The following is a 13,287-nucleotide window of genomic DNA, read 5'->3' as shown; positions in this document are numbered from 1 at the left end:
CATTCGCACCGGAACATGGTCTGTTAGGCATGGAATCATCGGGAGTACCATCGTCCATGGATTTTTTTGGCCCACACCTGCTCGGCTACCTGATTGCATTGCTCCATACCCTGGGCACCATCGCCGCCATTCACGCGGTGCTGACCGTCAGGACCGCCCAAGGCTCGATTGCCTGGGCCCTGTCCCTGATGTTCATTCCTTACCTGACGCTGATCCCCTACCTGATCTTTGGCCGCAGCACCTTCGACGCCTACATACAGGCACGCCGCCAGGCCAACCAGGAAATGCACAAGGCCATCACCGAGCTGAACTGGCGTCCGTGGGTGGAAGAGGCGCTGGCCGCCCGCAACTCCCATGCCTATGCCTCGCTGCGCGCCATGCCCAGGCTGGGGCGCATGCCGTGCCTGGCGAACAATCAGGTGCGGTTACTGATCAACGGCGACGCCACCTTCGGCGCGATTTTCGAAGCGATCCGTGGGGCGAAAACCGCGGTACTGATCCAGTTTTTCATCATTCATGACGACGAACTCGGCCGTCAGTTGCAGGCATTGCTCAAACAGAAAGCCGCAGAAGGCGTGGCCATCTACGTGCTCTATGACCGCATCGGCAGCCATTCCCTACCCCACGGTTATGTACAGCCATTGCGCGATGCCGGGGTCAACGTCAAAGCCTTCGCCACCCGCAGCGGCTGGCTCAACCGTTTTCAGGTCAACTTTCGCAACCACCGCAAGATAGTGGTGGTGGACGGCTTGGTGGGCTTTGTCGGTGGGCATAACGTCGGCGATGAGTACATGGGCAAGAAGCCTCCGCTCGCGCCCTGGCGCGATACCCATGTCCAGGTCAGTGGCCCGGTGGTGGCATGCCTGCAGGAGTCCTTTGCCGAAGACTGGTTCTGGGCCGCGCGGGAACTGCCGCCGCTGATCCTGCCGGACACTTACCCCGATGACGGCGTACTCTGCCAGTTACTGGCCAGCGGCCCGGCTGACCCCTATGAAACCTGCTCGCTGTTCTTCGTCGAAGCCATTCATGCCGCCACCGAGCGTGTGTGGATCACCAGCCCGTATTTCATCCCGGATGAGGCAGTGTTCGCGGCGCTGCGGCTGGCGGTGTTACGCGGGGTAGATGTGCGCGTGCTGCTGCCATCGCGCCCCGATCACCGCATCGTCTATGCCGCATCAAGCCTGTATGCCATCGAAGCCGTGCGCGCAGGCGTACGGGTGTTTCGCTACACGCCCGGCTTTCTGCATCAGAAGGTGGTGTTGGTGGACAGCGAAATCAGCGCCATCGGCAGTGCGAACCTGGACAACCGCTCGTTCCGGCTCAATTTCGAAGTGATGTTGCTGACGGTGGATGAGGCCTTTGCCAGCCAAGTGGAAAAAATGCTGATGGACGACTTCGCCCTGGCCCACGAAACCAGCCAGGAAGAAAGCCGCCAGACCCGCCGCCTGCAACAACTGGGCATGCGGGTCGCGCGGCTTATTTCACCGATTTTGTAGGCGCACTATCGGTACAGATCATCTCGCGTCCAAGGCAAATCATGACTGCCATCGGCATGGGGCTTGACCGCCAGAATCTGATGCAGATTGATCCAACCCCGGGCAAAGGCATACGCACAGCCCGCCAGGTACAGCCTCCAGATCCGTAGCGCTTGCTGCGGCACCATCTTCGTCGCTGCTTCCAGGTTGTCTTCCAGGCGCTCGCTCCAATGGTCCAGGGTGCGGGCGTAATGCAGGCGCAAGCTTTCCACGTCGACCACTTCCAGACCTACTTCGCTGATTTCGGCGGTCATCATCGACAGATGCGGCAGCTCGCCGTTGGGGAACACATAACGCCCGATAAACTCACCAGCGCCACGGCCCACCGGTCGGCCATCAGTGTGTTTGGCGGTAATGCCGTGATTCATCACCAAGCCACCTTCGCGCACCGCACCAAAGAGCGTCTTGCAGTACTCAGCCAGGTTAGCGTGGCCCACGTGTTCGAACATGCCGACGCTGATCACTTTGTCGAAACGCCCGTCCTGCGGCAGGTCGCGGTAGTCCAGCAACTGCAGCTCCACCAGATCCTCCAGGCCTTCGGCGATCACACGCTCGCGAGCCAGCTCCAGCTGTTCCTTGCTCAGGGTAATGCCGAACACCTTGACCCCAAATTCCCGCGCGGCATAACGCGCTAGCCCGCCCCAACCGCAGCCGACATCCAGCAAATACTCACCTGGTTGCAGTCGCAATTTGCGGCACAGGTGGCGGAATTTGTCTTGTTGGGCCTGATCGAGGGATTCGCTGCCGGTTTCGAAGTAACCACAGGAATAGGCCATGTCGTGGTCCAGCCAGAGCTGGTAGAACTCGTTCGACAGGTCGTAATGGTAGGAAATGGCCGCCGCGTCGGTGGACTTGTCGTGGATCGAGCGCACCGGACGACTCTCTTCGTCGTCATGGATCAAGGCATGACTCCACTCGTCACAGACCCGGATCACTTCGCTAATGGAGCCCTCCAGCTCCAGTTTGCCCTCGACGAAGGCCGCGCCCAGGGAGTCGAGCGTGGGATGAGCCAACTGCGAAACCACGATGGGGTCCTTGACCACAATGGTGACGCTGGGCTCCGGGCCCAAGTTGAATTCATGGCCATCCCAGAGTCGCAGACGCAGTGGAAGCTGAAGATTCTGTAAGGCCGGTGGAAGTTGCGCGAGCATGAATAATCCCCCTTGTTTCAGACGTCTGAAATGAGGGTAGACCATCCAAAGAAAAGCAGCAGGCTATCGATTTAATAGCCGTTTTCTATGGTGCACGAAGCTGCAGCAAACCGTCCTGAACCCACTGTTTCAACCAGGTAACAGCTTGCAGTGGCGCGCCCTCCTGATAACTGACTGCCAACTCGGCGCACAGTTCTGAAAAGCTCCAGCCGGTAGTGACCATTCCGGCTAAAGCGCAGGCTTGGGCCGGTTTCAGGCTGCGGTAGCGGCAAACATGCTGGTCACGCCAGACCAGGCACACCTCGGCCAAGGGCAGCTCCTGGCTGCCGGGAAAGCCAGTCTGATCCTTGACCGAACGCCAGATGCCCAGGCTGTTGAAGCGACACAACACCTGCTGCACCGACGGTACCAGTTCGACCTGCAGCCCCGGCCACTCCTCAGGCGCCAGCGCGGCCATATCGGACACCGTCAGAGGTTCACCTTCCGGCGCATCGAACGCCAGGGTAAACGCCCATTCCAGGCGCGCCAGCTCTACCAGCGGAGCGCTTTGCTCGGCAACCAGATGCTCGCCGATAAAGCGTTCGAACCGCTGTCCCAACCAGCGCAAACTAAAATGTGCCGAGGGATAGCGAGAAATATAGGCCGCCACCAGCGCGGCAAACTCTTCGTCCCCCAACCAGTGCCACACCGCCGGGAAGTCCCCACGCATCACCTCCTGCAACCGCGCCAGGTAGGCGTTGTGGTAAATCGCCAATCCCGTCTCGACATCCAGCGTCGGCCCGCCCATCAACGTGGCATTAAAACCACTGCTCGCAGAGGATTTGCTCAGCAGGTGCTGTTCAAACGCCTGTTGCCAATCGATCAGGCGCATAACGGCCTCCTGGCCAGGGCGATTGCGCCCAGCTCACGGGCCTTGTTCAACTCATCGAGCAACTCGGCAAACGGCGGGAAGTGGTCGTCACGCTCCAGCAGTGTCGCCACCGGGCCGAGGTGTTCAAGGGTCTGTTGATAGAGCTTCCAGACCGGATCGCACACCGGATGATCATGGGTGTCGACCACGTAGTCGCCGTAATCCATGTGCCCGGCCAGATGTAACTGGCGGATGCTCTTGGGCGGCAGGTTGCGGATAAAGGTCCAGGGGTCAAAGCCGTGGTTGCGGGAGCTGACATAGACATTGTTAACGTCCAGCAACAGCTCGCAACCGCTGAGGTGACTCAGGGCATTGAGAAACTCCCATTCGGTGAATTCATCGGCCTTTGCTCGTACATAGCTGGAGACATTTTCCAGCACCAACGGGCGCTGCAAAACCTCCTGTACCTGCCGCACACGAGCAGCAACGTGATAGAGGCTTTCTTCGGTGTAAGGCAGCGGCAACAAGTCATGCAACTGATGGGCGTTGCCACGGCTCCAGCACAGGTGATCGGAAACCCAGGCCGGTTTGACCCGGTCAGCCAGTTGCTTGAGTTGCTTGAGGTAATCGATATCGAGGGCATGGGGCCCGCCGATGGACAAGGACACGCCATGCATCACCAGCGGGTAGCGCTCTGCGATGGCGTCCAGGTAGTACAAGGCCTTGCCGCCTTGCACCAGATAATTTTCGGAGACGATCTCGAACCAGTCCACGTCCGGCGACTGTTCAAGAATCTCCTGGTAGTAAGCGCCACGTAATCCCAGGCCGTAGCCCAGGCAAGGCATAGATGCAGACATGACGAACTCCTGAAAGTGTCCGCAGCGACGTGCACACCGCTGCGAAATCACGTATTCGCCGTTACTCGCCGACTTTGCCGCCAGCCTTATCGCAGGCCGCCTGAGTCATTGCCTTGAAGCCGTGACCCTTGCAGACAGCCTGGCCCTTGCAGGCGTTTTCAGCGGTCTTGCAGTCGTTCATGCCTTTGCAGGAAGTCACGCCGTAGCAATGAACGCTCGCTTCATCGGCGGCTTGTACTTGAGTGGCAACACCGGCAAACATGGTGGCGGCAGCGATAGCCAGGGCAGCACCGGAAATGGCATTTTTGATGTTCATTTTTGTATTCCTCAATGATCGGTAATGGCGTCGGCTGAACGGATTGTTCAGTCCCGACACACCACTAGAGTGAGGTCATCGAATGCCGTTACAGAGCACCTCGATATTTTCTGAAAATCATTCTTCCAGCTTCAGCAACGGCTCCTGAAACCGCAGCAACCGCCCGGCGTTACCCAGCACCAGCAAGGTACTGAGGTTATGCAGCACTGCCGCAATCATCGCCCCCGCCGCGCCCAGCCAGCCAAACGCCGCGAATACCACGATCGCCAGCGTCCAGCCCAGGCCGATGATCACGTTGACCTGCAACGTCTGCCGACACTGGCGACTCAAGCGTACGCAAGTGCCCAGGCGCCGCAGGTCGCTGCCAATCAGCACCACATCCGCCGATGCCAGGGCGATGTCCGCGCCGCCCGCGCCCATTGCTACGCCTACCACACCGGCCTTGAGCGCCAGGGAGTCGTTGATCCCATCGCCCACCACCATTGGCCGGAAACCGCTGCTGATTTCCCCCATAACACGGTTGAGCTTGTCTTCCGGCAAGGCCTGGGCCTCGACGTCGCTGATGCCCACTTCCAGCGCCAGGCTATCGGCCACGCTCTGGCGATCGCCGGTCAGTAGCAGTTGCCGACCCAGGCCCAGTTCTCGCAGTTCCTTCATGGCCTGGCGCGCTTCCGGTTTGACGCTGTCGGCCAGCAGCAGCCAGGCGAGAAATTGCCCATTGAGCGCCAGCCCGGCAATCGGGCCGTCGTGGTTGGGCACCGCAGTGGTGACGATACCCAGTTGGTCGAACAACTCAGGCCGACCGAGGGCCGCTTCACCCTGTGAAGTCTGCGCCACGACACCCAGGCCTTGGCGCTCACGAATATCCGCGAGCGCCAGCATTTGTTCCTGAGTTGCCAACCCCGCCAATGCCCGGCTGACCGGGTGGCTGCTGGCCGAACCGAGGCTGGCGGCAAGGTTGAGCAGCACCTGGCGATCAGGCTCAGTGGTTTCAATGGACTGCAAACGCAAGGTGCCAAAGGTCAGGGTGCCGGTCTTGTCGACCACCAGTGACGTCAAGTCCGCCAGCTCTTCGAGAAACGCCGAGCTGCGAATCAGAATCCCATGGCGCGCCGCGACTGCAATGCCCGCAATCGCCGTGGCTGGTGCCGACAACACCAGCGCACACGGACATGCCGCCACCAACACCGCCAACATCGCCTGGGCATCGTTGGTGACAAACCAGGTGACCGCCGCCAGCAGCAACACCAGCACCAGGTAACTGCCGGCATAACGCTCCAGCAACCGGGTAATCGGCGGCTTGGAGCGCTCGGCGCTTTGCATCAGGGCAATGACTTTGCCCAGGGTCGACTCGTTGCCGGTGCGGGTCACTTCCAGGCGCAGCAAGCCGTCCAGATTGATCGCCCCGCCAAAGACCTGTACGCCAACGCTCGCCTCCAGAGGCACCGACTCGCCGGTAATCGGCGCAGTGTCCAGGCTCGCCTGCCCCGACAGCACCACGCCATCGGCGGGCACCCGGTCGCCGGCACGTACTTCAACGATATCGCCGGTCTTCAGCGTGCCGTTGTCCACCCCCACAATCGTGCCGTCGGCCTGCACCCGCCGCGCATGGCTGCGGGTCAGTTTGCCCAAGGCATGAATGGCTTCCTGGGAGCCGATGACGCTGCGCTCTTCCAGCACATGACCGAAGATCATGATGATCGGTAGCAGTGCGGCGGTCAGCAGATCACCGGTGGCCCAGGCGCCCAGCATCGCCAAGGCAATCAGTTGGTCAGTGATGCCATGCAGGCTCGGGTAACGCAGGCTGTACCAGGCCGAACGCATCACCGGCACCGCCACCAGCAGCGAGGCAAAACCCAGCAGCAGTTGGCTGACGCCGGTTTGATCAGGCGCCAGCCAGCGCCAGACCAGGCCCAGGCTGAGCAGACCCAGTGCGAGCATCGCCAAGGTCAGTTGCCGGGCGGCGCTGCGTTGTTCGGCCGATGAGAGCATGGGCGTCTGCTCCAAAGGTAGAGAATGAGCGGTCATTGTTCGGCTCCCTGAATGATCAGGCGGGAATCATCTTTAGGGTCGACCGTGGTCACGGAGCCGGCTTGGCCGAGGATCTTCGGCAGGCGTTCGCGGTACAGCCGCAGCAGCAGGCCGGGGTCCTTCACCTGGGCCAGGCTGGCGACGGTGGCGGTTTGTGCCTGGGCGTTGGCCAAGCGTTCGCGGGCCTGGGCGTGAGCCACCTGCACGGAGCGGTCGGCGTCCTGAGTGGCGGTCTGGGTCAGCTTCTCGGCGTCGGTGCGGGCGTTGGCCACGGCCTTGTCGGCCTGCTGGCTGGCAGTGAGTACCGCGTTAAAGGCGCTGACGGCCGGGCTCGGCAGGCTCGATTGCACATCGACGCGAGTGACTTCAATGCCCAGGCCCAAGCCGGTGGAGGCCAAATCCGCCAGGCGCTGATTGATACCTTGCACCAGATCGCCCCGCAGCCGCTCACGACGTTCGGCGGCCTGGTTGTCGGTGCCGATCAGTTCGGGGCGGGCCACCAGAATCGTGTCCAGGTCCCGCGCCGCCGTCAGGGCCACGGCACTTCGTGTGACCAATCGATCCAAAGCGGGCAATACATGATCAGCCTGCAATACGAAGGCGTAAGGCTCGGTGACCTTGTAGAACACCCGCACATCCAGCTGCACTACGCCCGCATCGCCGGTCAGCAGGTAACCGGAGCCGGCCAGGGCGTCACTGATGGGCGTGGCGAAACTGGCCACGCGGTCGGCCTGGATCGCGGCGTCGGAACGCAGCAGGTTTTCCACCCGACGCTCGATCACGCGGTCCGCAGCGGGCAGCAGCACGACTTGTTCAAAGGGCCGCGGCCAAGCTAACAGCAGGCCGGCATTCTGAATCCGATCCAGGGCGCCGAAGTGCAAGACCACGGCGCGGTTCTGCGGGTCGATTTGGCGCACATTGGAGAATGCCCAAGCCAGCGCTGCCAGCACGGTCACCGCGTACAGTGCGATGAAGGTCAGGCGCCCGGCCTGAATCCATGGGCTGTCTGGGGTGTCACGGTCACTCATGGCTGGACGTCCTTGGGCCCGTCCACCAAGGCGCGAAACGGTGCGGCGTCGGTGCGCAGGATGATTTTGGTGCCCGGCGTCACCACCGTGCCGAGGGTATCGAGGGAGCGCAGCAGGTTGTACAGCTGTGGGTTGCCGGCGTAGGCGCGGCCATAAATCTGCGCCGCTTCCACGCGCGATTGCGCTTCGATGTCGGCGGCTTTCACCGTAGCGTCAGCCTGGACGATGCGTGCATCACGCTCGGCAGCGGAGCGAATCTGTGCCGCTTCGCGCTTGCCAATGGCGGTGCGTTCAGTGGCGATGGTTTCCCGCTCGGCGCGCATACGGTCGACGGTGGCGGCCAGGGTGACCGAAGGCAGCGTCAGCCGTTCGACGCCCACCTGCACCACGCGCACGCCGTAGGTGGTGAGCAATTGTTGATCAATTTGCTGGCGTAGTTGCGCTTCAAAATCGGCGATGTGCACTTGATTGGCGTCGGTATTTACCAGGTTGGCCAGGTCGAAGCTGCTGGCGGTGGTTTCCAGGGCCGAGCCGACAAAGGTGCGAATCTGCCGCGCGGCTTCGTCCGGCTGGTTCTGCACCGCGCGCATAAAGCGCTGCACATTGTCGGCGTCGCCCTGAACCTGCCACGCCACATAGGCCTGGACGATGATCCGCAGGCCATCACGGGTACCTACATCCTGCAAACCGCTGGAGGTGGTACGCAGGCGCAGGTCCACCGGGATTGCCGCCTCGAACGGCTGTGGCCAGCGCCAGCCCAGGCCCGGTTCCAGCAGCACCCGCGACGGGTTGCCAAAGCGGGTAATCACCGTCGCTTCGCCGGAGCGCACCTGCACCAGGCTAGCCGCGGCGATGGCGAACAGCACCAGCAACACGGCCCAGGCCATGCGCCGCCAGGGGAAAGGGCCGGCTGCTTGTTCGTCACCGTGATGGTGATGATGGTGATGATGGTGGCCGTGGTGGTGACCATGATCGTGAGAGTGAGCGCTCAACAGACAGACTCCTTATTGAACGGTTTTACGCGGCAGCGAAGGATCGGCCGGCAAGGTAAAAGAACGCAGATCGATCGTCGGTGCACCACTGGCGCCCAGGCGATGATCAAGAATAAGTAACTTGGCGTGGGCCAGGCCCTGGCTCAGTTGGCTCAGGTACTGCTCCAGCACAAAGGCCTGGCCGGCTTCTTTGTAAGCCCTTTGTTCGGCGCGAAAGCGCAGGTCCGCCGCCTGGGCGCCAGCACTGACTTCATGGGCCGTGGCCTGGGCCTGATCGCGGGCGACACTGGCTTGCAGCAGCGCCAGGTTGGTCTGCTCGCTGGCCGCTCCGCGTTCGCGGGAGATCAGCGCCTGGGCGCCAATTTGCGCGGCCTGCACGCCGTGGTAAGCGTTGGCAGCGCCGGCCGGTGGGTGAATGGCTTCCACCACCGTGGCAAGAATCTCCACACCGCTGTCGAGTTTCTGCAGATCAGCCTGCACCGCCCGGCCCACTTCGGCGGCGAGGTTGGTGCGTTGTTCCCCCAGTAATTCGTCGAGGGTACGTGAGGCGAAGTCATGCACGAGGATGCGGCTGGCGGTGCTGCGGATCAGCGTCGGCACATCGGCGCTGTTGTAGGTGGCGGCAAGCGCGGCCTGATCGGTCAGGCCGATGCGGTAGACAAAACGCACATCCATGTTGACGATCTGAAAGCTCTGCTTGTCGCCGCTGCTGCTGGCGATGACCTGGGATTTGTCATTCACATGGCTGGCGTCCCACAGGCGATTGGCGATCAGCGGCGCTGGGCCTTCGGCGGGGGCAAGATCGGTGACGGTGGTTTCGCCAACGCTGGTGGCCAGTTCGTGGACCACGCCGTTTTCCACCGGAAGCACACGGCCCAACGGCCAAGGCAAGCCGACATACAGGCCGGGGCCAAAGACCTCCACCGGTTTGCCAAAACGTTCATAAATCCCACGGCCTTGTAAGGCGACTTCATGCACACCGGTGAGCAACCATCCTACCGCCAGCACCGCCACCAGAACCGGCAAAAACGCGCGGCGCATGTAGGTAAAGGCCCATATCTGCCGCAGGTCAATGCCAAAGCGGTTGTGCAACTCGTGCTGCAAGGCCAGCAAGGGTTGTGGTGGCCAACGCAGCATGCCGGCGATAAAGCTTTGCGCCATCAGGCGCGGTTCAAGCAGTGCCTGACGCGGGCTGAACAGCGACAGTACGCCCCGCAGCAGGAACTCCAGCGCCACCAAGGCGGGCAACAGGCCAATCAACACCGCCAGGCGCAATGGCCACACCGATGTTTCACCGGCAAATAACAGACAGATCCCACTGATCACCAGGCAAATGATCGCCACCCGACTCAACTGCGCCAGCTGCGCCGCTTCCGGCCATTGGGCAGTGCTCTCCTGGGCCAGGCGCCTTTCAAACACCAGCAAACCGAAGGCCAGGATCAACGCCAGCGCCGCGCCGACACTCGCGGCCTGCCCGACCGCCGCGGCTGGCAATGCCAGGTTCCAGAACTGCTGGATGCTCACCAACGCCAGCAATGACCAGCTGCACAGCCACATAACCGGCGCGCCGATTTGCGCCAGCAGGCCCGCCCCGCTGTGGCGCAAGCGCCCCAGTTGGCGGTCAAGCCAAGTCGTCTCCTCCACCGCTGACAGCGTTTCAGTCAACCCAGGCGCGGGCACTTCCAGCGCCTGGGCGCGCCAGTCAGCTACCCACCACGCCGACTGCAAACCCGCCACCAACACCAGCAACGCCGACGCACAGTTAATCAGCACCACCGGCCAGATCGACAGCGGCGCAAACAACGCGACAAAAAGCGCCAGCATCCAGCCGATGACAGCCACCGCCGTCAGGCCAATGCCCGCCTGTCTTAACCGCCGGGTATGAAACAGCCCTTGCTGAAAACGCGGCAGCCCTTCGATGGCAGCGCCTTCAGCGTCCAGATCCACTCGCATCCCCAAACGCCCACCAAGAAACAATTCGTTACCATATAACACGCGGCGTGAAATTTTTGTTTGGTACCACAGAGATCGTGACAAAGCCCCCATAAACACGAGCCATCACTAGTGCCCGCCGCGATAAATCGTCACACTCCGGAAAGTTTTTCGCGGGATCACGGACAAGGAAGCGTCACCACTCATGATTTCGATCTATCAGCTCAAACCGCGTTTTCAGAACCTGCTGCGCCCCTTGGTCCAGCGCCTCTACGACAATGGCACCACCGCTAACCAGATCACCGTGCTGGCCGGGGTGGTTTCCCTGTTGGTGGGTCTGCTGATCGCAGGTTTTGCCCAACACCTCTGGCTGTTCGCGCTGATCCCGTTGTGGATGATCCTGCGCATGGCCCTGAACGCCATCGACGGCATGCTCGCCCGGGAGTTCGGCCAGCAATCACGCCTGGGCGCTTACCTCAATGAACTGTGTGATGTGATCGCCGACAGCGCGTTGATCCTGCCGTTTGCGTTGATCCCAGGCGTCAGCCTGGCGCCAGTGTTGCTGGTGACCTTGCTGGCGGTGTTCAGCGAATACGCCGGCGTGCTGGGGCCGATGGTCGGTGCATCGCGGCGTTACGACGGCCCAATGGGCAAGAGTGACCGGGCATTTGTCCTCGGCGTACTGGCCACCGGCGTCGCCCTGGGTTGGCTCGGTACTGGCTGGGTCGATGGGGTGATGTGGCTGGTCGCCGCATTGCTCGCCTACACCTTGGTCAACCGCGTGCGCCAAGGCCTTAAAGAACAATCAGACATTTCCCCTTCTGCATAAGGATTTTGCGATGCGTGAACAGCAAGAGCACACCTTCAGCACCCATGACGGTGTCGAGCTTTTCTACCGTCACTGGCCCGCCACTGCGCCAGCAGGCTTAGAACCGCGCAAGGCGATCCTGCTGTTCCATCGCGGCCATGAGCATTCCGGGCGCATCGCCCACCTGGTGGATGAACTGGACCTGCCGCAATTCGACTTCTTCGCCTGGGACGCCCGTGGCCATGGCCAGTCCCCCGGCGAACGCGGTGACAGCCCCAGCTTTGCCACCAGCGCCCGGGACGGGCAGACCTTCTGCGACCATATCGGCGGCGCCTACAGCATCGAAGAAGAAAACCTCGCAGTTATCGCCCAAAGTGTCGGCGCAGTAATCGCCGCCACTTGGGTGCACGACTACGCGCCGAAGATCCGCGCTCTGGTGCTGGCCTCGCCGGCGTTCAAGGTCAAGCTCTACGTGCCTTTCGCCCGTCCGGGCCTGGCGCTGATGCGCAAGTTTCGCGGCAATTTTTTCGTCAACAGCTACGTCAAGGCCAAGTTCCTCAGCCATGACCCGGAGCGGGTCGCCTCCTACGACACTGACCCGCTGATCACCAAGGCGATTTCGGTGAATGTGCTGCTGGGCCTGTACGAAGCAGCCGACCGCGTTGTAGCCGATGCCCAGGCGATCCAGGTGCCGACCCAGTTGCTGATTTCCGGCTCCGACTTTGTAGTCCATCGCAAACCCCAACAGCAGTTTTTCGACCGCCTCGGAAGCCTGAAAAAGGAACTGCACATCCTCCCCGGCTTCTTCCACGACACCCTCGGCGAGCGTGACCGCGCCGTGGCCGTGAACAGCGCCAAGCGGTTTATCCTGCAAAACTTTGAGCACCCGCTGGATCGCGCATCCTTGCTGGACGCCGACAAGATCGGTCTGACCTGCGCCGAATCCGAGTCCCTCGCCGCGCCCCTGCCGCGCAACTCACTGCGCGATCTGTACTGGCGCATGACCCGCGCCAGCATGGGCTTGGGCAGCAAGCTGTCCGATGGCGTGAAGCTGGGCTTCGACACTGGTTTCGACTCCGGGAGCACCCTGGATTACGTCTATCGCAATAAACCCACCGGCAAGGGCGCGCTGGGTCGGATGATCGACACCAACTACCTGAACTCCATCGGCTGGCGCGGCATTCGCCAGCGCAAGTTGAATGTCGAAGAGCTGCTGCGCCTGACCATGGCCAAGCTGCGGGAAGACGGCCGCGAAGTGCGCATCGTCGACATCGCCGCCGGCCACGGCCGGTACATTCTGGAGGCGTTGCAGGGCGTTTCGCCGTTGCCGGAATCGATCCTGCTGCGCGACTACAGCGACATCAACGTGCGCGACGGTGGCGCACTGATTCGCGAGAAAGGCTTGAGCGATATCGCCCAGTTCGTCAAAGGCGATGCCTTTGACCGAGCGGACCTAGCGGCACTGGAGCCCAAGCCAACATTGGCGGTGGTTTCGGGCCTGTATGAATTGTTCGCCGATAACGCGATGGTCGGCGGTTCGCTGGCCGGTCTTGCCGAAGCGGTGGAACCCGGTGGATATCTGGTCTACACCGGCCAACCGTGGCACCCCCAACTGGAACTGATCGCCCGCGCCCTCACCAGCCACCGCCAAGGCCAGGCCTGGGTGATGCGTCGGCGCAGCCAGGCGGAAATGGATCAACTGGTGGAGGCGGCAGGTTTTCGCAAGATCACCCAGCGCGTGGATGAATGGGGCATCTTCACTGTCTCCCTGGCGCAGCGGGTCTGAT

General features: G+C 61.9%; 11 protein-coding genes. 3 read left to right on the top strand and 8 right to left on the bottom strand.

The features are described 5' to 3' along the window. Positions 1 to 56: 56 nt before the first annotated feature. Positions 57 to 1,496 carry a cardiolipin synthase gene (gene cls, locus ACZRKZ_RS13845; protein WP_463981852.1) on the top strand — a complete coding sequence of 480 codons (1,440 nt, stop codon included), beginning with the start codon at positions 57 to 59 and terminating at the stop codon, positions 1,494 to 1,496. A 5-nt stretch (positions 1,497 to 1,501) separates the two neighbouring features. Here cls and cfaB read toward each other — a convergent pair whose 3' ends face one another. From cfaB to hflK (ACZRKZ_RS13805), 8 genes are all read right to left on the bottom strand, one after another. After that, on the bottom strand, positions 1,502 to 2,686 hold the full coding sequence (cfaB, locus tag ACZRKZ_RS13840; protein ID WP_463967543.1) for a C17 cyclopropane fatty acid synthase CfaB: 1,185 nt from the start codon (positions 2,684 to 2,686) through the stop codon (positions 1,502 to 1,504). Between the two features lie 85 nt (positions 2,687 to 2,771). Then, positions 2,772 to 3,557, bottom strand: coding sequence for an HvfC/BufC family peptide modification chaperone (locus ACZRKZ_RS13835; protein WP_463981851.1), 786 nt, complete (start codon positions 3,555 to 3,557; stop codon positions 2,772 to 2,774). After that, on the bottom strand, positions 3,548 to 4,393 hold the full coding sequence (gene bufB, locus ACZRKZ_RS13830) for an MNIO family bufferin maturase (RefSeq protein WP_463981850.1): 846 nt from the start codon (positions 4,391 to 4,393) through the stop codon (positions 3,548 to 3,550). Before bufB ends, ACZRKZ_RS13835 begins: the two co-directional genes overlap by 10 nt. A gap of 61 nt (positions 4,394 to 4,454) precedes the next feature. Beyond that, a complete protein-coding gene (bufA2, locus tag ACZRKZ_RS13825) occupies positions 4,455 to 4,709 on the bottom strand; it encodes a BufA2 family periplasmic bufferin-type metallophore (RefSeq protein ID WP_149412501.1) in 255 nt (84 codons plus the stop codon). Between the two features lie 117 nt (positions 4,710 to 4,826). After that, complete coding sequence (locus ACZRKZ_RS13820) at positions 4,827 to 6,737, bottom strand: cation-translocating P-type ATPase (protein ID WP_463981849.1); 1,911 nt, start codon at positions 6,735 to 6,737, stop codon at positions 4,827 to 4,829. Then, positions 6,734 to 7,768: a protease modulator HflK gene (gene hflK / locus ACZRKZ_RS13815; RefSeq protein WP_463981848.1), complete on the bottom strand. Its 1,035-nt coding sequence runs from the start codon at positions 7,766 to 7,768 to the stop codon at positions 6,734 to 6,736. Before hflK (ACZRKZ_RS13815) ends, ACZRKZ_RS13820 begins: the two co-directional genes overlap by 4 nt. Continuing rightward, the gene (hflC, locus tag ACZRKZ_RS13810; RefSeq protein WP_463982086.1) at positions 7,765 to 8,763 is read right to left on the bottom strand and encodes a protease modulator HflC; all 999 of its coding nucleotides are present in this window, start codon (positions 8,761 to 8,763) and stop codon (positions 7,765 to 7,767) included. Before hflC ends, hflK (ACZRKZ_RS13815) begins: the two co-directional genes overlap by 4 nt. Before the next feature lie 9 nt (positions 8,764 to 8,772). Continuing rightward, positions 8,773 to 10,713 carry a protease modulator HflK gene (hflK, locus tag ACZRKZ_RS13805; protein ID WP_463981847.1) on the bottom strand — a complete coding sequence of 647 codons (1,941 nt, stop codon included), beginning with the start codon at positions 10,711 to 10,713 and terminating at the stop codon, positions 8,773 to 8,775. Positions 10,714 to 10,897: 184 nt separating this feature from the next. On the opposite strand from hflK (ACZRKZ_RS13805), the gene ACZRKZ_RS13800 reads away from it, so the two are divergent. Next, entirely contained in the window at positions 10,898 to 11,521 is a 624-nt protein-coding gene (locus ACZRKZ_RS13800) for a CDP-alcohol phosphatidyltransferase family protein (RefSeq protein ID WP_463967537.1), read from the top strand. Between the two features lie 10 nt (positions 11,522 to 11,531). Beyond that, positions 11,532 to 13,286, top strand: a complete 1,755-nt coding sequence (locus tag ACZRKZ_RS13795) for a bifunctional alpha/beta hydrolase/class I SAM-dependent methyltransferase (RefSeq protein WP_463981846.1) — start codon at positions 11,532 to 11,534, stop codon at positions 13,284 to 13,286. Position 13,287: the final 1 nt, after the last annotated feature.

It is taken from the genome of Pseudomonas sp. c313 (genome assembly GCF_055407145.1).
This window is presented reverse-complemented; position numbering and strand designations above follow the sequence as displayed.